At 49.6% G+C, this 25,492-nt stretch carries 27 protein-coding genes and 1 other annotated feature; of the genes, 26 read left to right on the forward strand and 1 reads right to left on the reverse strand.

Features of this window, described 5'->3' with window-relative positions:
* The first annotated feature begins 17 nt into the window (after positions 1 to 17).
* The 13 genes from pnuC (at position 18) to rplT (ending at position 15,265) form a co-directional block, all read left to right on the forward strand.
* Entirely contained in the window at positions 18 to 743 is a 726-nt protein-coding gene (gene pnuC / locus ACKTSF_RS06040) for a nicotinamide riboside transporter PnuC (protein ID WP_125701633.1), read from the forward strand.
* Between the two features lie 199 nt (positions 744 to 942).
* Positions 943 to 1,647, forward strand: a complete 705-nt coding sequence (locus ACKTSF_RS06045) for a Bax inhibitor-1/YccA family protein (protein WP_407887581.1) — start codon at positions 943 to 945, stop codon at positions 1,645 to 1,647.
* 750 nt (positions 1,648 to 2,397) lie between these two features.
* Positions 2,398 to 5,061, forward strand: a complete 2,664-nt coding sequence (gene polA / locus ACKTSF_RS06050; protein ID WP_407887583.1) for a DNA polymerase I — start codon at positions 2,398 to 2,400, stop codon at positions 5,059 to 5,061.
* Between the two features lie 21 nt (positions 5,062 to 5,082).
* The gene (gene mutM, locus ACKTSF_RS06055) at positions 5,083 to 5,943 is read left to right on the forward strand and encodes a bifunctional DNA-formamidopyrimidine glycosylase/DNA-(apurinic or apyrimidinic site) lyase (RefSeq protein ID WP_407887585.1); all 861 of its coding nucleotides are present in this window, start codon (positions 5,083 to 5,085) and stop codon (positions 5,941 to 5,943) included.
* The gene (gene coaE, locus ACKTSF_RS06060) at positions 5,936 to 6,571 is read left to right on the forward strand and encodes a dephospho-CoA kinase (protein WP_407887587.1); all 636 of its coding nucleotides are present in this window, start codon (positions 5,936 to 5,938) and stop codon (positions 6,569 to 6,571) included. The genes mutM and coaE overlap by 8 nt, the downstream gene beginning before the upstream one ends.
* A gap of 226 nt (positions 6,572 to 6,797) precedes the next feature.
* Entirely contained in the window at positions 6,798 to 7,298 is a 501-nt protein-coding gene (nrdR, locus tag ACKTSF_RS06065) for a transcriptional regulator NrdR (protein WP_407887830.1), read from the forward strand.
* 3 nt (positions 7,299 to 7,301) lie between these two features.
* On the forward strand, positions 7,302 to 8,684 hold the full coding sequence (locus ACKTSF_RS06070; protein WP_407887589.1) for a replication initiation and membrane attachment family protein: 1,383 nt from the start codon (positions 7,302 to 7,304) through the stop codon (positions 8,682 to 8,684).
* A 3-nt stretch (positions 8,685 to 8,687) separates the two neighbouring features.
* Positions 8,688 to 9,614: a primosomal protein DnaI gene (gene dnaI / locus ACKTSF_RS06075; protein WP_407887591.1), complete on the forward strand. Its 927-nt coding sequence runs from the start codon at positions 8,688 to 8,690 to the stop codon at positions 9,612 to 9,614.
* A 426-nt stretch (positions 9,615 to 10,040) separates the two neighbouring features.
* The gene (gene thrS, locus ACKTSF_RS06080) at positions 10,041 to 11,984 is read left to right on the forward strand and encodes a threonine--tRNA ligase (protein WP_407887593.1); all 1,944 of its coding nucleotides are present in this window, start codon (positions 10,041 to 10,043) and stop codon (positions 11,982 to 11,984) included.
* Positions 11,985 to 12,208: 224 nt separating this feature from the next.
* Entirely contained in the window at positions 12,209 to 13,687 is a 1,479-nt protein-coding gene (locus tag ACKTSF_RS06085) for an MDR family MFS transporter (RefSeq protein ID WP_407887595.1), read from the forward strand.
* Between the two features lie 202 nt (positions 13,688 to 13,889).
* Positions 13,890 to 14,030 (forward strand) — a sequence feature (ribosomal protein L20 leader region).
* 56 nt (positions 14,031 to 14,086) lie between these two features.
* Positions 14,087 to 14,587: a translation initiation factor IF-3 gene (infC, locus tag ACKTSF_RS06090; RefSeq protein WP_027826028.1), complete on the forward strand. Its 501-nt coding sequence runs from the start codon at positions 14,087 to 14,089 to the stop codon at positions 14,585 to 14,587.
* Between the two features lie 54 nt (positions 14,588 to 14,641).
* Complete coding sequence (rpmI, locus tag ACKTSF_RS06095; protein WP_045806761.1) at positions 14,642 to 14,836, forward strand: 50S ribosomal protein L35; 195 nt, start codon at positions 14,642 to 14,644, stop codon at positions 14,834 to 14,836.
* A gap of 69 nt (positions 14,837 to 14,905) precedes the next feature.
* A complete protein-coding gene (rplT, locus tag ACKTSF_RS06100) occupies positions 14,906 to 15,265 on the forward strand; it encodes a 50S ribosomal protein L20 (RefSeq protein WP_020090101.1) in 360 nt (119 codons plus the stop codon).
* Positions 15,266 to 16,006: 741 nt separating this feature from the next.
* On the opposite strand, the gene ACKTSF_RS06105 is transcribed toward rplT, so the two are convergent.
* Positions 16,007 to 16,177 (reverse strand): hypothetical protein, encoded by a 171-nt coding sequence (locus ACKTSF_RS06105; protein WP_407887597.1) that lies wholly within the window; start codon positions 16,175 to 16,177, stop codon positions 16,007 to 16,009.
* Positions 16,178 to 16,330: 153 nt separating this feature from the next.
* Between ACKTSF_RS06105 and ACKTSF_RS06110 the strand changes: the two genes are divergently transcribed.
* From ACKTSF_RS06110 to ACKTSF_RS06170, 13 genes are all read left to right on the forward strand, one after another.
* On the forward strand, positions 16,331 to 16,873 hold the full coding sequence (locus ACKTSF_RS06110; protein WP_407887599.1) for a YqeG family HAD IIIA-type phosphatase: 543 nt from the start codon (positions 16,331 to 16,333) through the stop codon (positions 16,871 to 16,873).
* Positions 16,854 to 17,996, forward strand: a complete 1,143-nt coding sequence (gene yqeH, locus ACKTSF_RS06115; protein ID WP_407887601.1) for a ribosome biogenesis GTPase YqeH — start codon at positions 16,854 to 16,856, stop codon at positions 17,994 to 17,996. The genes ACKTSF_RS06110 and yqeH overlap by 20 nt, the downstream gene beginning before the upstream one ends.
* A gap of 4 nt (positions 17,997 to 18,000) precedes the next feature.
* Positions 18,001 to 18,324, forward strand: coding sequence for a ribosome assembly RNA-binding protein YhbY (yhbY, locus tag ACKTSF_RS06120; RefSeq protein WP_407887603.1), 324 nt, complete (start codon positions 18,001 to 18,003; stop codon positions 18,322 to 18,324).
* A gap of 14 nt (positions 18,325 to 18,338) precedes the next feature.
* Positions 18,339 to 18,971: a nicotinate-nucleotide adenylyltransferase gene (locus tag ACKTSF_RS06125; protein ID WP_407887605.1), complete on the forward strand. Its 633-nt coding sequence runs from the start codon at positions 18,339 to 18,341 to the stop codon at positions 18,969 to 18,971.
* Positions 18,964 to 19,566: a bis(5'-nucleosyl)-tetraphosphatase (symmetrical) YqeK gene (gene yqeK, locus ACKTSF_RS06130; protein ID WP_407887607.1), complete on the forward strand. Its 603-nt coding sequence runs from the start codon at positions 18,964 to 18,966 to the stop codon at positions 19,564 to 19,566. Before ACKTSF_RS06125 ends, yqeK begins: the two co-directional genes overlap by 8 nt.
* A gap of 128 nt (positions 19,567 to 19,694) precedes the next feature.
* Positions 19,695 to 20,057, forward strand: a complete 363-nt coding sequence (rsfS, locus tag ACKTSF_RS06135) for a ribosome silencing factor (protein WP_407887609.1) — start codon at positions 19,695 to 19,697, stop codon at positions 20,055 to 20,057.
* Positions 20,054 to 20,797: a class I SAM-dependent DNA methyltransferase gene (locus ACKTSF_RS06140; protein ID WP_407887611.1), complete on the forward strand. Its 744-nt coding sequence runs from the start codon at positions 20,054 to 20,056 to the stop codon at positions 20,795 to 20,797. Before rsfS ends, ACKTSF_RS06140 begins: the two co-directional genes overlap by 4 nt.
* Before the next feature lie 2 nt (positions 20,798 to 20,799).
* Positions 20,800 to 21,933 carry a nucleotidyltransferase gene (locus ACKTSF_RS06145; protein ID WP_407887613.1) on the forward strand — a complete coding sequence of 378 codons (1,134 nt, stop codon included), beginning with the start codon at positions 20,800 to 20,802 and terminating at the stop codon, positions 21,931 to 21,933.
* A gap of 87 nt (positions 21,934 to 22,020) precedes the next feature.
* The gene (locus ACKTSF_RS06150; protein WP_407887615.1) at positions 22,021 to 22,575 is read left to right on the forward strand and encodes a YceD family protein; all 555 of its coding nucleotides are present in this window, start codon (positions 22,021 to 22,023) and stop codon (positions 22,573 to 22,575) included.
* A 67-nt stretch (positions 22,576 to 22,642) separates the two neighbouring features.
* Entirely contained in the window at positions 22,643 to 22,834 is a 192-nt protein-coding gene (gene rpmF / locus ACKTSF_RS06155; protein ID WP_020090091.1) for a 50S ribosomal protein L32, read from the forward strand.
* A gap of 136 nt (positions 22,835 to 22,970) precedes the next feature.
* On the forward strand, positions 22,971 to 23,786 hold the full coding sequence (locus tag ACKTSF_RS06160; RefSeq protein WP_407887617.1) for a Cof-type HAD-IIB family hydrolase: 816 nt from the start codon (positions 22,971 to 22,973) through the stop codon (positions 23,784 to 23,786).
* Positions 23,787 to 23,816: 30 nt separating this feature from the next.
* Entirely contained in the window at positions 23,817 to 24,455 is a 639-nt protein-coding gene (locus ACKTSF_RS06165; RefSeq protein WP_407887619.1) for an HAD family hydrolase, read from the forward strand.
* Positions 24,456 to 24,782: 327 nt separating this feature from the next.
* The gene (locus ACKTSF_RS06170; protein WP_407887621.1) at positions 24,783 to 25,421 is read left to right on the forward strand and encodes a matrixin family metalloprotease; all 639 of its coding nucleotides are present in this window, start codon (positions 24,783 to 24,785) and stop codon (positions 25,419 to 25,421) included.
* Positions 25,422 to 25,492: the final 71 nt, after the last annotated feature.

Here is a 25,492-nt window from a genome sequence, read left to right on the forward strand (position 1 = left end):
GAAAAGGGGAATGTATGATGGATAATGCCAAACAACACGGCTGGTGGTTTAACCAGCTTTTCACGAATTGGAAAAAGTTCGAGGTCATCTACGTCACAATTTTAATTTTGCTCCAAATGGTCGTCTACGCTATCGTGCCAGATAGCTTCATTGGGATGATTTCCGGGGTCGGCGGGGTGCTGTGCCTGGTCTACGGGATGAAAGGACGGAAGATTTCATTTATCTTCGGCCTAATCCAGTGTCTGGCCATGACCTACGTTGCCTGGATCAGCCACGCTTATGGGTCCTTTGCTATGGATATTATTTATGTTATTTCTCAACCCATCGGCTGGTACATGTGGGGTCATGACGAAGCCACACATTCGTTCAAGAAGAACACACGGCGTTGGATCTTTATCGGCGCTTTCGTGGCATGGGCCATTGGCTGGGTCGTTTTGGCCGCTTTGAACGGTCAGCTGCCATACTTTGACTCCGTGAACTTCGTGGTCAGCATCATTGCCCAACTGCTCTACATTCTGAAATACAAGGAAAATTGGTCACTGTGGATCGTCGTCAACATCGCCAACGTTTTATACTGGGGGATTCTGACGGTTCAAATACTGATTGGGGCGACGAGCATTGGGACACTAGGTGCGAACCTGTCACAAGTTGCCCTCCAAGCAGCGCTGTTATTCAACTCGATTTACGCGAACCGGGTTTGGGCGAGAGGCGAAGCCGATAACGAAGGTGGCGCCGGTAAATAGTTGTTCGCAATATAAATTTAATAATTCGGATTCTAAGGGGGAACGGCGCGGGTCGTTCCCTTTTTTATTGGGTTTGTCCGCAACAGATTACTTGTATTTAGGGGTGAATTTGATAAAATGTATACTAATAAACCCAGAAGTTGTGCTGCAATTGGGTGGCACTCAGCTGGGAAAGTTTTGACAAAAAAGGAGCGTTTCAATGAACAACTATGAACAGCAACCCCGTCAAACGATTAATACCGAGGTCGGACTCAATGGTTTCATGACTAAGATGTTCGGGTGGATGGGCTTGTCTGTGCTGGTATCTGCTGTGACGGCTTTTCTCATGGCAACCCAGTTCAGCGGTGCCTTACAAAACCTCAACGGTGGAATGATGATTTTACCGCTTATCGTGTGGTTTGTCTTACCATTCGTGATTAGCGGACAATCTATGAAACGCCCAACGGTGGCCTTTGTGGGCCTCATGGTCTACGCGGTCGTCACCGGTGCGGTCTTCTCCATCTACACGTTGATCTACAGCAATGAATCGATTGCCGCAGCGTTCGTCTCCAGTGCCGCCGTCTTCCTGACGATGGCTACGATTGGGGTAACGACCAAGCGTGACCTGACCAAGATTGGGACACAAGCCTCAGCAGCCTTGATTGGCCTGATTGTGGCCATGGTGATCAACCTCTTCTTACGGAGCTCACTGATTGCCATGATCTTCTCCTTCGTCGCTGTGATTATCTTCGCAGCACTGACCGCTTGGGATACCCAACGGATGAAGAAGATGTACCTCAAGTATGGTGACCAAGTCTCAACGACCGGTCTTGCCATCAACGGGGCACTGCAACTCTACTTGGACTTCGTCAACTTATTCTTACAACTGTTACAAATCTTCGGCTTGTTCGGCGGCAGAGACTAATCGCCAATGGGGTCAAAAACGAAAAGCGAAGCGCCTGATATTGTTGGTGCTTCGCTTTTTGTATCTCACAATTGATAATTGAGAGACAACGGTAAGTTTTGACTGATTTTGAGAAGGTGCTGGTGAAAGCCTTATTTGATGGCACTTGGGAGAATCGAGATAGTCAGCGTTGGTCTTACTGACGGATTGGCGATTACTATTCGACCAGCGCTATCGTTGAGCTGAATGCTGATGTGACAACTTAATGTATCATACAAGCTCTTGAAGTGTTTTGACTGCTAATTTAAACATAAGTGAAACTGGGTTGTGCGATTTAATTTGCAGAGCATTACCGATGATCGCTTAGATTCAGTGTGGAATTTGATTATGGAAAACTGTGGACACACAATATACCTAATCTCGAAGCACAGCGAAGTCTTTGGTGAGGAATCGATATAAGCTTGAAGATTGAAAGATCTAAAATACCTATTGTGACTGTTGCACCAACGATACCGAGACTTAAATTAGATAACGTTGTTTGAAACAGCCGGCTTACTGTTCGCCAAATTTAGGCTGGAACGCTGCGGGCAGGACGCCGCCAGCCTGAGAAGCAGTCTCTCAGCTTTCCCCACTACTTAGCAGGAACTCAAAAAAGTAGCCATAAATAAGGTTGTAAAGCAGTTTTTCATTTCGGATTTTAAGCTATCTTTGGTAAAATATAAACAGAATACGCGAATGGCTGCTAATAGCGCCACTCGGGAGGAGCGAATTATGGCGGACAAACGATTATTATTGATCGACGGCAACAGTGTGACCTTCAAGGCCTTTTACGCGTTATACACGTCGTTAGGGCGTTTCACCAACAGTGAAGGGCTGCACACCAACGCCATTTATGGGTTCAACACGATGTTGGAAACCATGTTGAAGAATGTGGACCCAACACACGTCCTCGTGGCGTTTGATGCCGGCAAGGTTACGTTCCGGACGAAGATGTATGACAACTACAAGGGTGGCCGGGCTAAGACTGCACCCGAACTTTCCGAACAATTTCCTTACGTCAAGGAACTTTTGGCCGCGCGGGGGATTCAGACTTACGAGCTTCCCAACTACGAGGCTGACGATATCATTGGAACGCTGGCCAAACAGGCCGAGGCAAATGGCTTTACGACGACCATTGTGACTGGTGACCGGGACCTCACGCAGTTAGCTAACGATCACACGACGGTTGCCATTTCCAAGAAAGGGGTCAGCGAGATTGAACGCTACACCCCGGCTTACGTCAAAGAAAAGATGGGCGTGACGCCTGAACAGATCATTGATATTAAGGGGTTACAGGGTGATAATTCCGATAACTACCCCGGTGTAACCGGCGTGGGTCCTAAGCGTGCGGTTGACCTAGTCGGCAAATATGGTAGCGTCGAGGGTATCTATGACAATATTGATGATATCACTGCTAAGAAACTCAAGGAGCATTTGGTAGCTGATCACGATCAAGCTTTATTGGCCAAAAAGTTAGCTACGATCAATCGCGATGCCCCCGTTGAGAAAAAAGTTGAGGATCTGGTCTACGATGGACCGAACCGTGAAGACTTAATTGCCCTTTACCAACGGATGGAGTTCCGGACATTTCTTAACAAGATGGACTTTGAAGGCGAAACGCCAACCGCGACGCCGGGCCTCAAGGACATCGACTACACGGTGCTGACTGCCGAAAATGTGGCCGCTTTGCCAGACTTTTCGGCTGATGGTTGCGAATTCTACTTGGAGATGCCGGATGAGAATTACCATACATCCGAGTTCGCTGGGTTTGCTATCGGCGATGATGATCAGTGGTGGGTCAGCCGCGACGATGCCCTCTTACAACAGGCACCCTTGAAGAACATTCTGACGTCCGCAGACGTGGCTAAACAAGTCTTTGACGCCAAACGGACTTACGTGGGCTTGAATCGCTTAGGCCTCACGCTGGCCGGCGTTGACTGCGACCTTCTACTTTGCTCTTATTTGCTGAACACTTACGACAATAGTAACGATCTGGGCCGCGTTGCCATGGAACACGGCTACGACCAGGTTGCCACCGATGAAGATATCTATGGGAAGGGTGCTAAGCGGGCCATTCCTGATGATGACGAGGTCTTCTTCAAGCATTTGGCACGGAAAGCTCGTGCCATCGAACAGTTGCGGCCGAAGTTATTTGAAGGCTTGGACGAAAATGAACAGACACAACTTTACCGCGAAATTGAATTGCCTATGAGCTTCGTCCTCGCCCGGATGGAAATTGCCGGGATCACCGTGGATGCAAGTGAGCTGGAAGCTATGGGGAGCAAGTTTACTGAACAATTAGCTGAAATCGAACAGACGATTTATCAGGAAGCTGGCGAAGAATTTAACATTGGCTCTCCGAAACAGCTGGGTCACATTCTCTTTGAAAAGATGGGGTTACCCGTCATCAAGAAGACCAAGACCGGTTATTCGACGGCTGTTGGTGTGCTCGAAAAGCTTGCGGCCGATGCTCCGATTGCGGAGAACATTTTGCGCTACCGGAAGATTGCCAAGATTCAATCGACTTACGTGGAAGGTCTCCTGAAGGTGATTCATCCTGAGGATCAGAAGGTTCACACACGCTATCTACAGACGTTGACGCAGACTGGGCGACTGTCTTCAGTCGATCCTAACCTGCAAAACATCCCCGTTCGAAGTGAAGAAGGTCGTGCGATTCGTAAGGCCTTTGTGCCACGGCATGAAGGTTGGCAGATCTTCTCGTCTGACTACTCCCAGATTGAGTTGCGGGTGCTCGCGCACATGAGCCACGATGCCAATATGCAGGAAGCTTTCAGAGAAGGCCAAGACATTCACGCGGCCACTGCCCGGCGAATCTTCAAGATGGCTCCGGATGCCGAGGTCACGCCGAACATTCGGCGACAGGCTAAGGCCGTGAATTTTGGAATTGTCTACGGGATCAGTGACTTTGGGCTGTCTCAGAACATTGGCATACCTCGCAAGCAGGCCAAGAACTTTATTGACACCTACTTCGAGGAGTATCCTGGCGTCAAGGCTTACACAGAGCGAATGGTTCAGCAAGCCCACGAGTTGGGCTACGTCGAAACGATTGCGCACCGCCGTCGGTATTTGCCGGATATCAATTCACGGAACTTCAACCAACGGTCCTTTGCTGAACGCACGGCGATGAACACGCCGATTCAAGGGAGTGCCGCTGATATTATTAAGATTGCAATGATTCGCATGGAAGATGCTATCAAGGACATGCAGGCGACGATGCTGTTGCAGGTCCACGATGAGCTGATCTTCGAGGCACCCGCCGAGGAGATCGCCACGTTAGCTAAATTAGTACCAAGCGTCATGGACTCCGCCATCGACCTTGAGATTCCGTTGAAGGTCGAAAGCCACTACGGCCCGACTTGGTACGACGCCAAGTAGCCGCAAAGGAGAGAAATCAGTATGCCTGAATTACCAGAAGTTGAAACGGTCCGGCGCGGACTGACCCGCTTAGTGCAAGGGGCCACCATTGATCACGTAGATGTCTATTACGCGAAGATGGTGCGCCCCGACGCCGAGATTTTTACGGCTGATCTGATTGGACGCAAAATTGAAAGAATCGACCGACGTGGCAAGTACCTACTCTTTCGGTTCAGCGGCAACCTGACGATGGTGTCACACCTCCGGATGGAGGGCAAGTATGATGTACAGCCGGAGGGAAGTCCAATTCCCAAGCACACCCACGTTATTTTCCATTTGACCGATAACCGCGAGCTGCGGTACAACGATACCCGTAAATTTGGCCGGATGCGTCTGGTCGAGACGGGCACAGAAGACACCGAACTGCCATCGCTGGGGAAGTTAGGACCGGAGCCCACGGCAGAGACGTTGACGTTGGCCTACATGCAGCAGGCCTTCGGCAAGTCTCATAAGGTCGTCAAACCATTTTTGTTGGACCAATCGCGGATTGCCGGGCTGGGCAACATCTACGTGGATGAGGTTCTCTGGTTGTCCAAAATTAATCCGTTAACGCCGGCCGATACGTTGACAAAGAAGCAATTGGAGACGTTACGGCAAAACATCATTGCCGAGATAGCTGTGGCCATTAAAGGGCACGGAACGACAGTCCACACCTTTTCGACGGCGTTTGGCGAGGCGGGTAACTTCCAAAATCATTTGCACGTCTACGGTCATGAGGGAGAACCTTGTGAACGCTGTGGTACCGAGATTGTGAAGATCAAGGTGGCACAGCGGGGAACGCATCTCTGCCCCCACTGCCAGCCTTATCCGCCCGAAGCATTGGAGGAACGCAACGATGACTGAGGTGTGGGGACTAACTGGTGGGATCGCCACTGGTAAGTCGACCGTCAGCCACTGGCTAGACTTGGCTGGTTTGAAGATCATTGACGCAGATGTCATTGCACGTCAGGTGGTGGCACCGGGAACACCGGGGATCCAACAGATTTGTGCAACCTTCGGTGAAGACTTTCGTCAAAGAAATGGGAGCCTCGACCGTCAAAAGCTGGGGCAGCTAGTCTTTAGCCATCCAGAGAAGTTACACCAGTTGGAGGCCATTACGACCCCACTGATTCAGGTGGAGATTCACCGCCAGTTGGCGCTGTATCGGGCTCAAAAGGTGGCTGGTATCGTCATTGATGCGCCAACTTTTTACGAAGTTGGGTATCTGGTACATCTGGTGGATCACGTGATGGTGGTCGCAGTCCCGGCAGCGACCCAACGACAGCGTTTGATGGCCCGTAACACCCTCGATGAAGCAGCGGCTCAGGCTCGAATGGACCAACAATGGCCCATCGCTAAGAAGGTAGCACTAGCTGATGTGGTCATCGATAACGCGGGAACGATTGCCCAAACGCGTCAACAAGTGGTAGAATGGCTTGACACCACTAATTTAGGCTCGTCGGCAGCAATTTTGGCTGAAGGCTTGGATTAGGTAGTGATATGTTAGCTGACGAAGCAATCATTAAGACAACGTTGTTTCCTGTGGAAATTGTGGCGATAGCTGTGCGAGTTCGCAATTGTCGTATGGTTCTGGTTTAGTCAGTAAAAAGCTGTGACTAATCGTTGTGGTTTAAACACTGTGTTAGCCGCAGACAACAATCTTTACGAACGTCAAGCATAGATAATCAAGTAACCAATGAAAAAATGAGGTGACCAAAATGCAGTGTCCGCACTGTCATCATAATGGATCGCGGGTCGTCGACAGTCGACCGACCGACGATGGGCGTGTCATCCGCCGGCGTCGTGAGTGTGAGAGCTGTGGCTTTCGGTTCACGACGTTTGAGCGGGTCGAAGCGACCCCGCTGTTGGTAATTAAAAAGAACGGCACGCGTGAGGAATTCAATCGCGAAAAGATCTTACGCGGGATCATTCGCTCGGCTGAAAAGCGGCCGGTGGGGATGGACGTCATGACGAAGATCGTCGATGACGTTGAAAATAAGATTCGGGCACTCGGCGTCAACGAAATTTCCAGTCAGCTGATTGGGGAATACGTGATGAACCGATTGGTCGATGTTGATGAGATTGCCTACATCCGGTTTGCCAGTGTTTACCGGCAGTTCAAGGATACAGGGGTCTTCTTCAACGAATTGAAAGACATGATGGATAAAGACAAAGCGAAAGCTAAGGACCGGACAGACCGGCAAAGCGAGGCGAAATAAGGCATGGAGGATTCCTGGCACCAATTGCAGCCAAAGACGGGCTTTTTGGTTCGGTTGGCGGATCGGTTGACCGACCAAAGTTGGCAAACCTTAACGCAGCTCTACCAACCGATCATTGGACCGAGTGCCACGGGGCTCTTCTCGGCCCTTTTTTGGCTCCCACAGCGTGAGACTTATAAGCGTCACGCTATTTTATTAGCGGAGCTGGGCTTAGACTTGGCTCACCTATACGCAGCACGACTGCGCTTAGAGGCGACCGGACTACTGACGACGCGGTTCAAGACAGAGGGGGATCTCTCCAGCTTCGTTTATGAACTGCACGCGCCACTTACGCCACAGGATTTCTTCAAAGATGACCTGTTGAGCGTTCAATTACTAGGTGTCGTAGGAGAGGACCTGTATCAGTCGTTGGTTACAGCGAATACTGTGGTGGCAAGGTCTAGCGACGATGAACAAAATATTACCAAGAACTTTCTGGACGTCTTCCACGTGGATGGCGATGAGTTGCGGGAGATTCCTGCAGTGGTTTCGAGCAATCGGCAGAATTTGGCATCAACTAGACGTGCACCGGATCTGTCCCCAGACAAGGTTCAATTTGATTTTAAGTTGTTGGGTGAGCTGCTGGAACGATCCTTCGTGGACACTCGAGCTGTCAGCAAGTACCGTCAATTATTGTTGACGGAGCACGCCACCTATGGCTTGGATGAGCCGACTATGGCCCGTTACATCGGTGAGGCGACGGATCTGGCAACCAATATTTTTAATCCTGAGCAGTTCAAACGTATCGTCGCGCAGGCCTTTGGGTATCAGTATCGTAGCGAGGCGACAGTTGGCACCCCGGCTGATTCAGTAGCAAATGCCTCGTCGGCCACCGCGTCCACTGCGACAGGGGTTTCCAGTGCAGAACAAGCGTTGCTTAAGGTTGCCAGCACGACTGCACCCGTTAAATTTCTGCAAGGAATCAAGCAGAATACGGGTGGGTTCGTGACGGATGGTGAGCAACGAATTGTTCGGGACTTGGTGAGTCGGCAACTATTTCCCGCGTCCGTCCTGAACCTGATGATCTATCACGTCTTGGTGGACGAGGATAAGCCGACATTGAATAAGAATTTACTAGATACGATTGCTAACGATTGGAGCAAGTCCAAGGTCAAGACGCCCGAGCTAGCGATTCAGAAGATCAAGGAGCGTCAGCAGGCGATGACCAAGCCACGGCGATCTCGACGTCAACAGCCGACGGTCAAGGAGACGCTACCAGACTGGGCTAAGAAGCCGAGTGGTGCGGCGCAGGCACCAACGACCGCTAAGCTCACTGATGCGCAACAAAAGCAATTACAGCAACGTATTGCGCGACTGGAAGCACGCAGCAAGGGGAAGGAGGATTAGCAGATGGAAGATTTAAGTAAGACCATGCAAAAACTCATGAGTCAGCAACATCTAAATGACAATTACCGCCAACTGATGGCCAAAGTCTATGATGATCCTGAGGTCAATAAGTTCTACCAGGAGAATAAAGCAGAACTAGCCGAAGATGTGATGACGCGTTCGGCGGCGAAATTGTACGAGTTCGTTTCGGAACGTGAAAAACTAGCTAAGGGTGGGGAAACCTTTGCCACCGGTTACGCGCCACAGTTGATCATGTCCAATCACCTGATCGATGTGGCCTATGTCCCAACGGCGGATACACTGGAGAAGCAGGCCCAACAACAGCTTCGTCAACGGGTGAAGTCGATTGCCATGCCGAAGAGTATTCGTGAGGCGACGCTGGCTAACTTTGACCAAGACACCGATCGGGCTGAGGCCTTGATGGCGGCTTTGGACTTCGTGGATGCCTACGAGGCCAACCCCAAACGGCGCCATCAAGCCCTGTACTTAGCTGGGAGCTTTGGCGTGGGAAAGACTTACTTGTTGGCAGCCGTCGCCAACCAACTGGCGGCGGATGGGTTCTCTACCACGCTAGTTCATTTCCCAAGCTTCGCAGTTGAAATGAAGAACGCAATTGCCCAAAACGGTGTGGCTGAAAAGCTCGATGCCTTGAAGAAGTCGCCAGTCTTGATGATCGATGATATCGGTGCGGATGCCATGTCGGCCTGGGTCAGGGACGACGTGCTGGGTGTTATCCTGGAATATCGGATGCAAGAGGAATTGCCCACATTCTTCAGCTCCAATTTCTCTATGGCCCAGTTGGAAAAGGAACACCTGCGTATCTCAACGCGGGGGGACGACGAACCTTTGAAAGCCCAACGGCTGATGCAACGAATTCGTTTCCTTGCCAGAGAAATTACGATGGTCGGCGTCAATCGGCGGCCACAGTAAGATGATGTTCGCTGTCTGCGCACAACGTCACGATCAATTTGCACCATTCCAGAGCGATAGTGGACTTCAGACAAGTGGCTAACGATGAATTTTTAGCAACACGGCTTGACAATATTTGGCTGCAAGTGTTTAATAGTCAATGAAACCACACGAGCTATGACGAAAGACATGGTGCCCGCGGAGACGTTCACAGGAAGAGTTGGCCTAGCTTGGAAGCCGACTTAGCGCCCGCCAGCATTACCGCTTTCCTAAGCTGTCGGAAGGAAATTTTCGGCCGGTCCGTTCCGTTATCGACGATTAGAGTTCACGGGATCAGTCTCGTGAAAAATATCGGGTGGAACCACGTTAATGACGTCCCCAGTGCCTTCTTTGGCACTGGGGATTTTTTCGTAGTCTGACCCAAATCAATAAGGGAGATTGAAAATTATGGCAAGTATTTCACTTAAATTTCCAGATGGCAACGTTAAAGAATTCGCAGCTGGCACGACACCAGAAGACGTTGCGAAGTCAATTTCAATTAGTTTAGGCAAAAAGGCTGTTGCAGCCAAGTTGGACGGCGAGTTGATCGACAACTTGACCCCAATCGCGCATGATGGGAGCATTGAAATCGTAACGAAGGGTGACGCAGATGGCTTGACTGTTCTGCGCAATACCACGGCTGCCTTGGTTCGGATCGCCTTGAAGAAGGAATTCCCAGCTATTCGTTTGGGCGAAGTTAGTGCCGACGAAGATGGCTTCTACGTGGATACCGACAAGGATGACCAACAAGTCAGTGTTGACGAATTGGATGCCATTGCGGTTATCGTTGAAAAATTAATTGCTGACAAGGCGGCTATCGAACGCGTTGTTGTTAGCAAGGACGATGCTTTGGCGAAGGCTAAGGACGATCCATTCACGGCTGATCTGATCAAAGCCGTTGACGGCGATCAAGTGAACTTTTTAAAGATTGGCGACTACGAGATCTTAAGTGATGGCGCCCAATTAACCAACACGGGTGACGTGAAGAAGTTCAAGTTGCTTTCCGTTGCTGGTGCGTACTGGCAAGGCAAGTCCTCAAACCCAATGCTCCAACGGATCTACGGGACGGCCTTCTACAAACAAGCTGACTTGGATGCTGACTTAGTTCGGCGCCAAGAAGCTCGCGAACGTGATCACCGGGTTATTGGGAATCAACTGGACTTGTTCTTCGTTGATCCTAAGGTCGGCGCTGGTTTACCATACTGGATGCCAAATGGCGCAACCATTCGTCGTACGATTGAACGCTACATTATCGACAAGGAAGTTGCCAACGGGTACCAACACGTTTACACGCCAGTCCTCGCTAACCTGGATCTGTACAAGCAATCCGGTCACTGGGATCACTACCGTGACGACATGTTCCCACCAATGGACATGGGTGATGGCGAACAACTTGAATTACGGCCAATGAACTGCCCAAGTCATATTCAAATTTACAACCACCACATCCGTTCTTACCGTGAGCTCCCATTGCGGATCGCTGAATTAGGGATGATGCACCGTTACGAAAAGTCCGGTGCCCTGAGTGGTTTGCAACGGGTTCGTGAAATGACCTTGAACGATGGCCACACGTTTGTTGCCCCTGAACAAATTCAAGACGAATTCAAGAGTATCTTGGACTTGATGGTTAAGGTTTACAAAGACTTTGATATCAAAGACTACACGTTCCGTCTGAGCTACCGTGATCCTAAGAACACGGAAAAGTACTTTGACGACGATGCGATGTGGAACAACGCGCAAAAGATGTTGAAGGGTGCCATGGATGACCTCGGCTTGCCTTACGTTGAAGCTGAAGGGGAAGCTGCCTTCTATGGTCCTAAGTTGGACGTCCAAACTAAGACGGCCCTTGGGAATGAAGAAACGTTGTCAACCATCCAATTGGACTTCATGTTGCCAGAACGCTTCGACTTACACTATGTCGGTGCCGATGGGGAAGAACATCGTCCAGTTATGATTCACCGTGGCCTGGTTTCAACGATGGAACGATTCACCGCTTACCTGACTGAAATCTACAAGGGTGCCTTCCCAACTTGGTTGGCTCCTAAGCAAGTCACGATCATTCCTGTCTCCGAAGAAAAGCATGGTGCATACGCTGACAAGTTGGCCGCTGAATTAAAGGCCGCCGATGTTCGGGTTAACGTCGACAAGCGTGGTGAAAAGATGGGTTACCTGATTCGGGACGCCCAAACGCATAAGGTGCCCTACACGTTGGTCGTTGGTGAAGACGAAATGGCTAATGGCACTGTCTCAGTCCGGAAGTATGGGGAAGATGACAGTAATGTCATGAGCAGCGATGCCTTCGTCAAGGAAATCCTGGGTGACATTGCGTCATACAGTCGTGAAGAAAAATAAGAGCCAGTTTTAAAATGTGTTTCTGACGCATAACTAGAGAATAGAAGGAACGGGGTTACCAGAAATGGTGATCCCGTTTTTAGGTCTAGCGATACGGGAAGAAAAGTGTTAGCGTGTTAAGTAGGCTGGCCCGATAGGCGAGTTGTTGGGCCGTATAAATAATAAGTTAATAATATAGAAGTCGTTGAATTTTTTTCGGATTCAAGTTGGGAGATGTTTTGGATATGTCACAACCCAAGACCAATGTGCTTGCCGTGACGATTGCTATTTACGTAGCAACGTTTGTGAGCGCGATTGAGGGGACTATCGTGTCAACCGCGTTACCGACAATTGTGGGAAATTTACATGGCGTGGCGTTAATGAATTGGGTGTTTTCAATCTACCTGCTGGCAACGGCGATGGTGACCCCAATTTATGGCAAATTAGCTGACGTGATTGGACGTAAGCCAGTTATGCAGTTTGGTTTAGGTGTCTTTATCGTCGGGTCCGCAATGAGCGGTTTGGCAAATAGCATGCCTGTCTTGATCTTCTGGCGGGCGATTCAGGGGATTGGCGCCGGCGCCCTACTGCCCGTATCGATGACGATCATTGCCGATATTTATTCACTGGATAAACGGGCGAAAATTCTTGGTATCACAAACTCTGCCTGGGGGATCGCCGCAGTCCTAGCGCCATTACTAGGTGGCATCATTATCGATAAGCTAAGCTGGCACTGGATCTTTTTCATCAACGTCCCGGTTGGGTTAATTACCATGGTATTATTCCAATTATATTTACACGAACCTAAGCGGATACGAACGGAAAGTATTGATTATCTCGGAAGTTTTTGGCTGATGCTGTGTCTGTTGAGCCTGATGCTGGGCTTTCAGGTGCTCAGCAGTCAACCCATCAGATGGTGGGGCTTTGTCGGTGGACTGGTCATTAGTGGGATGAGTCTGTGGTTGTTTATACGACGTGAGCAACATGCTGTGGACCCCATCATCTCATTGGAGCTTTTCAAGAACCGACCGTTTATCGTGCAAAACGTGATTGCAGCCTTAATCAACGGGTACTTGATGGCCTTGACCGTCTACGTCCCAACCTGGGGTCAGGGAATTCATGGGGTGTCGGCCTCGGTAGCTGGACTGGCCTTAACACCGAACTCCCTGTTGTGGGTTGTTGGGGCATTTACCACGGGCTACTTTCTGGCAAGGTGGACGCCGCGGCGGATTCTCTACTTTAGCCTCTCATTTATTCTGATGGCGGGTCTCGCCTTAGCCTTGCTGCCGATGAAGGCATCGTTTGGCTGGTTCTTCGTGATCACAGCAATCAACGGATTCGGTTTTGGAATCGCACTAACGGCCACTACGCTGACCTCCCAACGATTAGTCTCGGCAGAAAATGTCGGCGTTGCAACCTCATTCAACACGTTAGGTCGGACAATTGGGCAAACGCTGATGGTTTCTATTTTCGGCATTATTCTCAATACGGGGATGCAGCAAAGCCTGCAGCACCATCCAGGAACCAGCATGGCGATGATGAACCGACTGATCAATCCCCAAACGGCCAGCGGCTTACCAACCCGACTCTTGCCAGCGTTACGTCAGGTACTGTACAATGGGCTGCATTGGGTCTATGTGATTGGTTTCCTGATTGTGGTCCTGACCTTCGTGATCAATCGCTTGGATCACAGCGACGAGGTGCTTGGCAACGGGGCGGATTAGGAATTGTTGTCTAAAGTTGTCGGATATGATTTGGTAAACGAGAGTCTGAAAATACAGGCAATGGGTAACCTTGTCTGGTAAAAAATTGTTACCCGCCGGCCACCGGAGAAGTGTCAGATATAACACATATAAGGGAAACGATTGCTTTTTACCAAACAACCGTTGACATGAAACTGGGTAGCTGGTATGATGGTTAAGTTGAGAAATTAAGCAGAGGCTTCCGCTTCTCGCCTTGTGGCTAACGCTGCTAGGCTGGATATGCACGTTAATCCGATTATTTTAGTTGGATTTCATGCGGGAGCCGTTTGATTATCATCAAAGGTTCCCGCATTTTTTGTGAGTGAGATTCTGCAGTTCTCGAGATTAATTTGGAGGTGGATTACCATAGCAAACGACACGATTGTCAACGAGGGAATTCGAGCACGTGAAGTACGGCTTATCGCTGGAGACGGCGAGCAATTGGGCATTAAGACCAAGAGCGAAGCCTTGCAGATCGCCGAAGACGCTAACCTCGATTTAGTTTTGGTTGCACCGAAAGCTAAGCCACCAGTAGCCCGGATCATGGACTATGGGAAATACCGTTTCGAGTTGCAAAAGAAGCAACGCGAAGCACGTAAGAATCAAAAAGTGGTCAGTGTCAAGGAAGTTCGTCTGAGTCCTACGATTGATACCAACGACTTCAACACCAAGCTGAAGAACGCTAAAAAGTTCTTGGCTAAGGGTGAAAAAGTTCGGGTTTCAATTCGGTTCAAGGGTCGGGCAATTACCCATAAAGACATTGGTCGCGAAGTGCTTAACCGGATGGCAGCTGAAACAGCAGATGTCGCAACGGTTGTACAACGGCCAAAGATGGACGGTCGGAGCATGTTCTTAATGCTTTCGCCCATCGCAGAGAAATAGTGTGAATTGATTGGGTAGCCTCAAGCTACCGATTTAAGGAGGAAATTTCGTATTATGCCAAAGATGAAGACTAACCGCGCCGCAGCTAAGCGTTTCAAAGTAACTGCTAAGGGCGGTATCAAGAGTGCCAATGCTTACACGTCTCACCGTTTCCACGGTAAGACCAAGAAGCAACGCCGGAACCTTCGTGGTACCCGGATGATGAACGAAACGACTATTAAGACTTACCGTTCATTATTACAAAAGTAAGCAAGTCGTAGATTTTCGGGTCGACGAAATGTCGACATAATGTTTGAATTGATTTAGGAGGAAAAGATTATGCCACGAGTAAAAGGCGGTACTGTTACACGCGCACGTCGCAAGAAGGTTTTAAAGTTAGCTAAGGGTTACCGTGGTTCAAAGCACCGTTTATTCAAGGTTGCTAAGGACCAAGTCATGAAGGGTCGTCAATACGCCTTCCGTGACCGGAAAGCTACTAAGCGTAACTTCCGTAAGATCTGGATTGCCCGGATCAACGCCGCAGCACGGATGAACGGTCTGAGCTACAGCAAGTTGATGCACGGTTTGAAGTTAGCCAACATCGATGTTAACCGTAAAATGTTAGCTGATTTGGCAGTTAACGATGCTGCTGCATTCACTGCCTTAGCTGAACAAGCTAAGACGGCATTGGCTGCTTAATTCAGTTAATGAGAGAAAGGGACTTCGCAATTTGCGGGGTTCTTTTTTATTAGAGAGTGGAGCAAGGCGTCTAGGTTCTGAGCATTAGGGAGCTAAGGTCTTCTGTTCGGCTATGCCGGACAGGAGGACTTAGCTTTCTAAGCGCAGGAACCTGCCTTGCGGAACTCGTTTCAGAGGCCGCAAGTTTCCGGATATACCGGCGAGAGAAAGATTGACGCCCTAGGAAAAAGTAATTATTAACAACCCTCGCCGGACAGGAGTCACTTATTTTGCTAAGCGGAAGAATCTGCCTTGCGGAACTCGTTTCGAATCAGAGTGTGAAGAAGGGCGGTAGGTCCTGAGCATTAACGTAGATAAGTGCCCGCTTGGCGGAGCCGAGCCGGTGCTTATCTGGGTTAAGCGCAGGGACCTACCCGACTGAACACGTTTCGAAGGCCGCAAGTTTCCGGACATCTTGGCGAGAGCAAGTTTGACGAACTAAGTCGAAATAACCATTAACAGCCTATGCCGGACAGGAGGACTTAGCTTTCTAAGCGCAGGGACCTGCCCGACTGAACACGTTTCGAAGGCCGCAAGTTTCCGGATACTCTGGCGAGAGCAAGTCTGACGAACTAGGTCAAAGCACTTATTAGCAACATTTGGCGGTAGGAGTGACTTGGCTTCCCAAGCAAGAGTGCCTATTAAGACTCAATCCCTGAATGGGGGAAAAGTAGTTCTTCAATCCGGTCCAGCTATTAGAAACTAGCTATCCGAACGTGATCGTTGCACTAATCGCTCCCAGCACAAACGTCTAATCACCACCAGTTGCAGGACGCCTAACAATTGGCTATGACCACGATAACTGATACCACAGAACGTTGTCGTCAACGACCAGTCGTAACTGGAAATAATCGGGCGGTGTATCATTTTCATGGCGCCAGACTGGCGTTCTTTAACTTTACAGATTTCCGTTAAAAACGTTTCGCATTCTCAGTCGTTACGAGTAGCAAATTTTGCAAAAATTGCGTATAATGAAATGCTAGACAGCCGATATCGGCAAACGGATGAAGGGGGGCAGTCACCCGCATGGTTTCCGCATTTAAGCCAACGTGGATGGTTACAAATATATACGATTTGACACCGGATCAGTTAAGGGCTCACGGGATTAAAGCCGTGATGACCGATCTGGATAACACCTTAATTGCTTGGAATAACCCCGATGGGACACCTGAATTACGGCATTGGCTAACGATGTTAGAACTGGCCGGCATTCAGGTCATTGTGGTGTCCAACAATAGCCGCGCGCGGGTGGATCGAGCCGTAGCACCTTTTAACTTACCTTACGTACACCGGGCGTTGAAGCCTCTGACTTGGGGGATTCGCCGGGCACTTCACCGCTGGAATTTACGGCGAGAGGAAGCCATCATGGTGGGTGACCAGCTCTTAACGGATGTCTGGTCCGCACATCGTAGTGGGGTTCGCAGTGTCCTAGTGAAGCCGATTTTGACATCGGACGCCTGGGTCACGAAGGGCAACCGCTTATTGGAAAAGGTCGTCATGTGGCGTCTGCGACATGATTACCCAGAATTAACTTGGCAGGAGGATCTTAATGAACGAAAAACACACTGAACCCGTTCTAGTCGACGGTGAAGCTTTGCACTGTATTGGGTGTGGGGCGGAGATTCAAACAACGGAAAAGACGGCACCAGGCTATACGCCTCAGTCGGCTTTAGAAAAGGGTATGGAAAAAGAGGAAGTCTACTGTCAACGGTGTTTCCGGCTGCGGCACTACAATGAAATTGTGCCTGTTGGCCTAACTGATGACGACTTTCTGAATTTGTTGACCCAAATTCAAGACGCCAACGCGCTGATTGTCTACGTTGTGGACATCTTTGATTTCAACGGTAGTGTGATTCCGGGGTTGCACCGGTTTGTGGGTGAAAACCCGATCTTGTTGGTCGGTAACAAAGAAGACCTTTTGCCCAGTTCTTTGAAGCGGAGCAAGCTCAAAGACTGGATTCGGCAACGGGCCAACGAACAAGGCTTGCGGCCAATTGATGTGACTTTATTGAGTGCGAAGACGAACCAATCCGTGGACCAATTGTTGGAATTGATCAACAAGTACCGCGGCGACCGGGACGTTTACGTGGTTGGGGTAACCAACGTTGGGAAGTCCACGTTGATCAACCAAATTATTCGGCAAAATACCGGAGTTAAGGACCTGATTACCACGTCTCGTTTCCCTGGTACGACGCTGGATAAGATTGAATTGCCTTTGGATGATGACCACGTTCTGGTCGACACTCCTGGGATTATTCAGAATGAACAGATGGCACATTTCTTGGATGGTAAAGACCTCAAGCTTGTGACACCTCAAAAGCAGATCAAGCCGAAGACTTACCAGTTGAACAGCCAACAAACGTTGTTCCTTGGTGGGATCGCTCGGTTTGACTACACCAATGGGCCTAAGAGTGGCTTCATTGCTTATTTTGAAAATAACTTATATATTCACCGGACTAAGCTGGAAAATGCGGATGACTTCTACACGCGCCAATTGGGGCAACTGTTGACGCCACCGCAACCTGAAAATAAGGATGATTTTCCACCACTGGTTCCACATGAATTTAAAACAACAGTGAAGAGTGACCTAGTCTTTGAAGGCTTGGGTTGGATTACCGTTCCAGCCGGCGTCAATGTTACTGGTTGGGCACCTGCAGGCGTCGGCGTATTGGTCCGGCGCGCAATGATTTAAATAGATGGAGGAAAACAACGTGTTACGAGGGAAACAAAAGAGATATTTACGTGCTCACGCACACGCCATGCACCCCTTATTTTCTGTGGGTAAGAATGGTTTAACGCAGGCTTGGCTGGAACAATTAACCGGAGCCTTAGAGAATCGCGAATTAATCAAGATCAATCTCCAACAGAGTGCGGAAGCAACGGTTGAAGAAACCAAGGACTTTATCGAACAGGGAACGGACATTCAAGTCGTTCAAACGATCGGTCGGGTTCTGGTTTTGTACCGTCCCGCAACGAATGAAGAAAACCAAAGAATTTCATCAGTCGTTGAAAACATGTAGGAGGGCTGGCAGTCGTGGTAAAAATCTCAGAACAAACGAGTACGCAGGTGGCTACCCAGATGGCGGCGACCGCTAAGAAACGCCGTATTGGTATTCTTGGAGGAACGTTTAATCCGCCACACTTGGGTCACCTGGTAATTGCCGATCAAGTTGCGACACAATTAGGACTTGATAAGGTTTTATTTATGCCCGATGCTGAACCACCGCATGTTGATACGAAACTGGCGATTCCTGCGGCCGATCGTGTTGCAATGGTCAAAGCGGCCATCAAGGATAACCCTCGATTCACGTTGGAACTCACTGAGATTCAACGCGGTGGGAAGAGTTATTCCTACGATACGATGCTGCAGTTGACACAACAGCATCCAGAGAACCAGTATTATTTCATCATTGGTGGGGACATGGTGGCTTATTTGCCGAAGTGGTACCGCATCAATGAGCTGATTAAGATGGTGCAGTTTGTGGGTGTCTGCCGACAAGGGTTCACCCGGGAATCACCGTATCCTGTCCTGTGGGTTGACGTACCAAATATTGGTATCAGTTCAACTATGATTCGTGATCAAATCCGCCGGGGACAGTCGGTTCGTTATTTGGTGCCGACCATGGTGGATCTCTATATAAAGGAGCATCTGTTATACCGTGACTGAGCTAACTTATAAAGAAAACATTTTTCCCGGCACACGACAGGAACTGATCGACCGGATTGCAGAACAGTTACGGCCAAAACGGTTCCAACACGTCTTGCGGGTCGAACAAACGGCGCTAGAGCTCGCTGCTACGAATGGTGTTGACGCGGAAAAGGCCAGCATTGGCGGCTTGATTCACGACTATGCTAAGCAGCGACCCGATGCCGACTTTATTGCCGCCATCAAAACTTACCATTTGGATGCGGATCTGCTCAACTATGGCAATGCCATCTGGCACGGTTTAGTGGGCGCAGAATTGATTAAGCGTGAACTGCACATTTACGATGAAGATGTCTTAAATGCAGTGCGCCATCATACGACCGGGGACGTCTACATGACGCCGTTGGAACAAGTGGTCTACATGGCCGACTATCTGGAACCCGCACGGGACTTTCCGGGGGTTGATGAAGCCAGAAAGATCACGTCCAATAATCTAGGGGCCGGCGTGGCCTATCAGGCACAACACACCCTGCAGTATTTAGTTGAGAACGGCTTACCCGTTTATCCGAAATCATTGGCAACCTACAATGCGTGGGTGCCACGGTATCAGAAGTGAACGACTTGTCCCTAAAGTAACGCGCTTTTAGGATCACTGCGAACTTGTGCGACAATGTTGCGTAACCAAGCTTAAAAGTGAAAAGACAAAAGAGAATTGAAGCATCAAAATTCGAGAGGAGCAATTGCATGGATAGCAAACAAGTCTTAGAAATTGCAGTCAAGGCTGCAGAAAGCAAGCGGGCAGAAGACATGACCGCTTTAGATATGCGGAAGGTCAGCCTGATGGCCGATTACTTCCTGATTGTGGACGCTAATTCAGGTCGACAAGTGCAAGCCATCGTTGACGAGGTTGAAGACCAAGTGAGTGCCAGTGGTGTGACGATCAAGGATGTTGAAGGTAAGAACAGTGCGAACTGGATCTTGATCGACCTCGGTGACGTGATCGTTCACGTCTTCCAGAAAGAACAGCGTAGTCACTACAACTTAGAAAAGTTGTGGTCCGATGCCCCTGAAGTTGACTTGACCGAATGGGTAGAGGCTGAAGCATGATTTATCAGTCTTTTGCTGAGCTTTACGACGAATTGTTCGATCCAGCCATGTACGATCAATGGCTGGATTTTGTCGCCAAACGTGTTAGTCCCGCAGACGGTGAGCTACTCGATCTGGCCTGTGGCAGCGGTCGCTTAGGGGTCTTATTGGCCCAACGCGGCTACCAAGTCAGTGGGTTGGATCTCTCTGAGGAAATGCTGGCATTGGCCGCTAAGCACGCTCAGGAGGCCGATGTGACCATGCCACTCATGGCGGGTGACATGCTGGACTTGACGATGATCGGGGCGTACCAGACGGTGACCTGCTTTGCAGATTCCTTCTGTTATTTACCGGATTTGGACGCTGTTACGGCGGCCTTTCGCCAGGTTCATGACCACTTGACGGTGGGTGGTAAGTTCTTATTTGACGTCATTACCCCACACCAAACGGATGACGTTTATCCGGGGTACATGTATAATTACGTCGATGACACGCGGGCCTTTATCTGGACCAGCTATGGCATCGAAGACGAAGATCATGCGGCCGAACACGACCTGACCTTCTTCACGCAAAATGAGGAGACCGGCGATTACCATAAGGTCACGGAACTCCACCACGAGCGGACTTACGTGTTGTCTGACTATCAGGCCGCACTGAAGGCTGCTGGGTTAACGTTGCAACGCGTTAGCGCCGATTTTGGCGAGGCTGAAGTTGCGGCGGACACCACGCGTTGGTTCTTCGAGGTCACACGGGAGGCATAGGCATGGCGTTACAAGCTGTGGGCATCATTGCGGAATATAATCCATTTCATAATGGGCACGCCTATCAGGTGGCTCAGGCCAAGCAAGCAACTGGGGCTGATGTCGTGGTTGCGGCCATGAGTGGCAATTGGGTTCAACGCGGAGAACCTGCGCTCATGGATAAGTGGCAACGCGCTCAGGCCGCCATTGCTGGCGGGGTGGATCTCGTGGTTGAGCTTCCTGCGGCAACTGCCGTGCAACCAGCAGATCTGTTCGCGAGCGGTGGCGTGAATCTGTTGGCAACTCTGGGTTGTCGCTGGCTGGTCTTTGGTAGCGAACATCCTGAGATGGACTATGGCCAATTGATGGCACATTTGCCCAATGATTCGGCCACGTTTAAACGCTTTGACCAGACTTACGCGTCCCTATTTCAAGGTTACCTCCGTGAGCAAACGGGGATTACCCTGAATGCCGCCAATGATATTCTGGGGTTCTTCTACGCGCTGGCAAACTATCGGCAGGGAAATCCGCTGAAGCTTTTGGCGTTGGCACGTAAGGACAGCCAGCACAATGAATCGACGATTGCAGCGGCTAGTAACTTTGCCAGTGCCACATCGATTCGTTCAGCCACGATCTCAGGCGACTGGGACGCGGTTGCAACTGTTGTGCCGGCAACGACACTCGCGATACTGAAGGACGCACAGCTGACCAGCTGGGATGACTTCTGGTCCTACCTGCGTTATCAGTTGGTGAGCGGGGATGTCGCTGATTTGCGGCAAATGTATCAGATCACCGAGGGTGTTGAGTATCGGCTGAAACGGGCGGCATTGTCTAGTGCAACGTTTGGCGACTTCATGCACGCAGTGAAGACCAAGCGATACACCTACACGCGGCTACAGCGGCAGGCAGTCTACTTGTTGGGGCAGGTGAAACCCACCGAAATGAACCCACAGCCGCAGTATCTGCGAGTACTGGGATATTCAGCAGCGGGTCAACAGTATCTGCACCAGATCAAGAAGCAGGTAAACTTGCCACTGATCAGTCGCGCGGATCGAGATTGGCAGCACGGTCCCGGTGAATTGGATAATCGGCTAGGCGCTTTGCGCACGTTGATCACGGGGATTCCTCAAGATTATGGCCGAATTCCGGTAAAATAACGCTTTCAGAGTGACTATCAAGGAAATTACCTTGACATCACATTTTTTGACAGGTATAATTTATCACGTTGCATTGGAGGAATTGCGATGAAATGGTCGTTGACCGAACTGCGAAAAAATCACCGAAACGATCCGTTGATGTTCGATGACACCTTGGATTTAAGGGCGGACTTAATCGAGCGTTACGGTAACGATGTACTTGATGTTGCCCCCGTCCACGTTAAGGGCCTAGCGTCCGTGGTGGCCGGTGGTGATGTTGTCATCGTCGCACAGGTAACGGCGGACTTAACGGTTCCGTCTAGCCGGTCATTAGCACCGGTCGATTTACCCGTTAGTTTTAAAATGACGGAATTTTATGTTTCCGACCCGACTGCAACGCAACGGTTTGAGAAGACCGACGTTGTGATGGTGGTAACCGATGACCAGATCGATTTAGATAAGGCTGTTGGGGATAACATTATTTTACGAATTCCGATGCACATTCTTTCGGACGCTGAACAACAAGGCAAAGCGATGCCCACTGGTAAAGATTGGGAAGTCGTTTCCGAAGAGAACCTTGAAGCAGTCGAGAAAGAAAATCAATCAGTTGATCCACGTCTTGCAAAGTTAAAGGATTTCTTCCCTGATCAGGATGATCAATAATCCTCTTTGTAAGCCTTAAAAATTTTTTCACTAGTGGATATAATTTTATTTGAAGGAGGTGTTTTCTTTGGCTGTACCAGCACGGAAAACGTCTAAGACGAAAAAAGCTATGCGTCGTGGTCACATCAAGTTAACCACGCCCAATTTAACTGCTTGCCCTAACTGTGGTGAATTACGTAAGTCACACATGGTTTGCCCAAGTTGCGGTTTCTACGATGGCCGTCAGGTCGTTGCAACGAAGACTGCAAGTAACAACTAATTTAATTTAGGAAGAAACTCCCATGAAGTCCGCGGCTTCTGGGAGTTTTTTTGTACTTCGGTGGCGGTTTGTTTTGCGCACTTACCGTGAAAAAAGGTATAATAACGACACTAACGTAAATTTGAGGAGTGAAATTTTGGCAATTAAATTAATCGCGACCGACTTAAATGGGACGCTGCTGCATAACGACCAGACTTTCAATCAACAATTGTTCACGGAGACCTTACATGCTCTGGGACAGCGGGGAATCCGACTTGTATTATCCTCTGGGAATCAGTTTACGCACTTAGAAAAGTTGTTTCACGACGTCATGGCCGATAATTTGGCGATTGTAGCCGAAAACGGCGCGTCCATCTACTTGCAAGGGCAGCAGGTCTTCGATGGGAGCCTGAGTGCCAAGGACGTGCAACACTTTGTGACTGTTGACCGCCGCCAGGACTTTTTGGAATCCGCTTATATTATTCTGGTGGGTCAACAAGGTTCTTATACGGAGACAGGCGCGCCGCAAGTGTTGATCGATGCTGCCGAAAAGTTTTATGACAATCTACAGCAGGTGGCTGATTTGAATACTGTCACGGATCGAATCAAGAAGATCAGTATCTCCACGGCGCCCGGAGAGGCTGCGACGTTGGTGGCTGACCTGAACACTTACTTTGGTGACAAGCTACAGGCACATGACAGTGGTTACGGCGTGGTTGACGTGGTTGCGGCCAATGTGGGGAAACTCCCAGCCGTGCAATGGTTAGCTGACCGGTGGCACGTGGCTGCCGATGAGGTCATGGCCTTTGGTGATGGTGCCAACGATGTGCCGCTGCTAAAATTCGCCAGGCAAAGTTGGGCGATGAGTAATGCGCCAGCTAGTGTGCGGGCCGCAGCTACCCGTGTAACGAGCGTGGATAACGAACACGACGGTGTGTTGACGACGATTCAGTCAGCGTTGATGATGTTTTAGCTAAGACGACAGGGCCAGTGAGGTGTGATGATGGACAACTTTTTCTTTGATTTTGACAACACGTTAGCCGATCCTAGCAACGTCGCGGTGCTTGCCACCCAGCGGGCTTATGCGGCTAAGGGGTTGGTGACGCCCACACGTGAGGCTATCGTCGGCTACATGGGGGTGCCAATCGAAGTATCCTTTGCGAAGATGGCGACGGTTAGTCTGGACGATGTGGCGTTAGAGGATTTGTTTACCGAATTTCGTCAGCAGTATCGGCGAGCAGAGACGACCGGAATCACCTTATTCGAGGGGATGGCGACCACCATTGCCGAACTCAATCGGCGGGGGAAACGCTTGTACGTGGTGTCCAGTAAGAACTCCGTGCCCTTACAACGCAACCTTGACCAGGTTGGATTGGGCCAATCGTTTGCGGCCATTAGTGGTTCCGACATGGTGGATCACTATAAACCGGCGCCTGATGGTGTCCTGAACTTACTTCGGCAGTTCAATTTAGAGACGCAACATAGCGTGATGATTGGGGATGCCAAATATGACATCCGTATGGGCCACAACGCGGGTGTCGCGACAGCAGGGGCCATGTGGGGTGCAGCAGATCCGGCATCCGTTAAGGCTGAAAAGCCGACGTATCTATTGGATGCGCCGGCAGAATTACTTGATTTGTAAGGGATTGGCGTCTGAGCTGAAATGGCTTGGGCGCTATTTTTTTAGCCTATTCTTTGCCGAGGAGACGGCTGAATTTGAATTTTTAAAATAGACGACGAGAGCAGCGTGAAATTTTGCAATTAAATTCTCATAGTGGGTTTGATAACTAACGGAATCGCGGTTTAATAGCATTAAATATTAAAATATAACGATGTTTATAATTGTGATTGTCAATTTTAACCGGCTATTCGGTTATTTTTGACGTCAATCTCAAGTTCCTCTAGGCTTTTACGTATAATACGGCTAAACTGGTACTAATTGAATCACAAACAAAGGAGAAATCAAGGCATGGGGAAGCGACGGTTGCTGCTGGTGGTCATGTTGGTCGGACTGATTGGACTCATGGGGTGGGGGATGCCTCAGAATTTTGGCTTTTCAATGATGCGTGTGAATCGTGTGGTCCATCAGTTGGAGACACGAATGCCTAATGGACAGGAGCAGTCAGGAACGCCGGTCGAAAAGATTGCCGCTGAACACCCCTTGTACAGAACGTACTACTATCACTTTGCAGCAAGCGTGCCCGTTAACGTGCGGCCTATTTTTGAGGAAGCAGTCAGTGTCTATAATCGGACGGGGATGGTGAAATTAGTAGCCGGTAAGCCGCAGCAGAAACAAAATGGCATTACCTTCTTCACGTATCATAAAGGGACCACCAGTCAGCCCAATTTTCTGGAACTTGGTGAGGGTGGCCCGGAAATTCGCCGTTATGTGGGACTGGGCGCCTACACCGTCAATCGCGCACGAGCCGGATTAAACTTGGCACATCCGCAAGAGGGGATTCGGGCATCGGTTGCCATTCATGAACTGGGACACGCGGTTGGTCTGGATCACAGTAAGAGTCACCAGTCGATTATGTATCCGCTGGACCAGGGGCACTTACGCCTGTCTGCCGCGGATTTGAAGACCTTACGTGTGCTGTATAAGTAGCCAAAAAAATGTGCCGAAACATTAAACTTGTTTCGACACATTTATGCCAATCTTAAAAGAATTAAGTTCTC

Source organism: Levilactobacillus muriae (assembly GCF_045862015.1).
In the GTDB taxonomy this organism is placed as follows: domain Bacteria; phylum Bacillota; class Bacilli; order Lactobacillales; family Lactobacillaceae; genus Levilactobacillus; species Levilactobacillus muriae.

Bases quoted from the DNA above. Each gene is read 5' to 3' on its own strand.
- rsfS (WP_407887609.1), top strand. From the start codon at position 19,695: ATGGATAGCAAACAAGTCTTAGAAATTGCAGTCAAGGCTGCAGAAAGC.
- ACKTSF_RS06070 (WP_407887589.1), top strand. From the start codon at position 7,302: ATGGAGGATTCCTGGCACCAATTGCAGCCAAAGACGGGCTTTTTGGTT.
- coaE (WP_407887587.1), top strand. From the start codon at position 5,936: ATGACTGAGGTGTGGGGACTAACTGGTGGGATCGCCACTGGTAAGTCG.
- pnuC (WP_125701633.1), top strand. From the start codon at position 18: ATGGATAATGCCAAACAACACGGCTGGTGGTTTAACCAGCTTTTCACG.
- ACKTSF_RS06150 (WP_407887615.1), top strand. From the start codon at position 22,021: ATGAAATGGTCGTTGACCGAACTGCGAAAAAATCACCGAAACGATCCG.
- thrS (WP_407887593.1), top strand. From the start codon at position 10,041: ATGGCAAGTATTTCACTTAAATTTCCAGATGGCAACGTTAAAGAATTC.
- ACKTSF_RS06165 (WP_407887619.1), top strand. From the start codon at position 23,817: ATGGACAACTTTTTCTTTGATTTTGACAACACGTTAGCCGATCCTAGC.
- dnaI (WP_407887591.1), top strand. From the start codon at position 8,688: ATGGAAGATTTAAGTAAGACCATGCAAAAACTCATGAGTCAGCAACAT.
- ACKTSF_RS06170 (WP_407887621.1), top strand. From the start codon at position 24,783: ATGGGGAAGCGACGGTTGCTGCTGGTGGTCATGTTGGTCGGACTGATT.
- ACKTSF_RS06105 (WP_407887597.1), bottom strand. From the start codon at position 16,177: ATGAAAATGATACACCGCCCGATTATTTCCAGTTACGACTGGTCGTTG.
- ACKTSF_RS06045 (WP_407887581.1), top strand. From the start codon at position 943: ATGAACAACTATGAACAGCAACCCCGTCAAACGATTAATACCGAGGTC.
- ACKTSF_RS06110 (WP_407887599.1), top strand. From the start codon at position 16,331: ATGGTTTCCGCATTTAAGCCAACGTGGATGGTTACAAATATATACGAT.
- mutM (WP_407887585.1), top strand. From the start codon at position 5,083: ATGCCTGAATTACCAGAAGTTGAAACGGTCCGGCGCGGACTGACCCGC.
- polA (WP_407887583.1), top strand. From the start codon at position 2,398: ATGGCGGACAAACGATTATTATTGATCGACGGCAACAGTGTGACCTTC.
- rplT (WP_020090101.1), top strand. From the start codon at position 14,906: ATGCCACGAGTAAAAGGCGGTACTGTTACACGCGCACGTCGCAAGAAG.
- yqeH (WP_407887601.1), top strand. From the start codon at position 16,854: ATGAACGAAAAACACACTGAACCCGTTCTAGTCGACGGTGAAGCTTTG.
- rpmI (WP_045806761.1), top strand. From the start codon at position 14,642: ATGCCAAAGATGAAGACTAACCGCGCCGCAGCTAAGCGTTTCAAAGTA.
- ACKTSF_RS06140 (WP_407887611.1), top strand. From the start codon at position 20,054: ATGATTTATCAGTCTTTTGCTGAGCTTTACGACGAATTGTTCGATCCA.
- ACKTSF_RS06145 (WP_407887613.1), top strand. From the start codon at position 20,800: ATGGCGTTACAAGCTGTGGGCATCATTGCGGAATATAATCCATTTCAT.
- nrdR (WP_407887830.1), top strand. From the start codon at position 6,798: ATGCAGTGTCCGCACTGTCATCATAATGGATCGCGGGTCGTCGACAGT.
- yhbY (WP_407887603.1), top strand. From the start codon at position 18,001: ATGGAGGAAAACAACGTGTTACGAGGGAAACAAAAGAGATATTTACGT.
- ACKTSF_RS06085 (WP_407887595.1), top strand. From the start codon at position 12,209: ATGTCACAACCCAAGACCAATGTGCTTGCCGTGACGATTGCTATTTAC.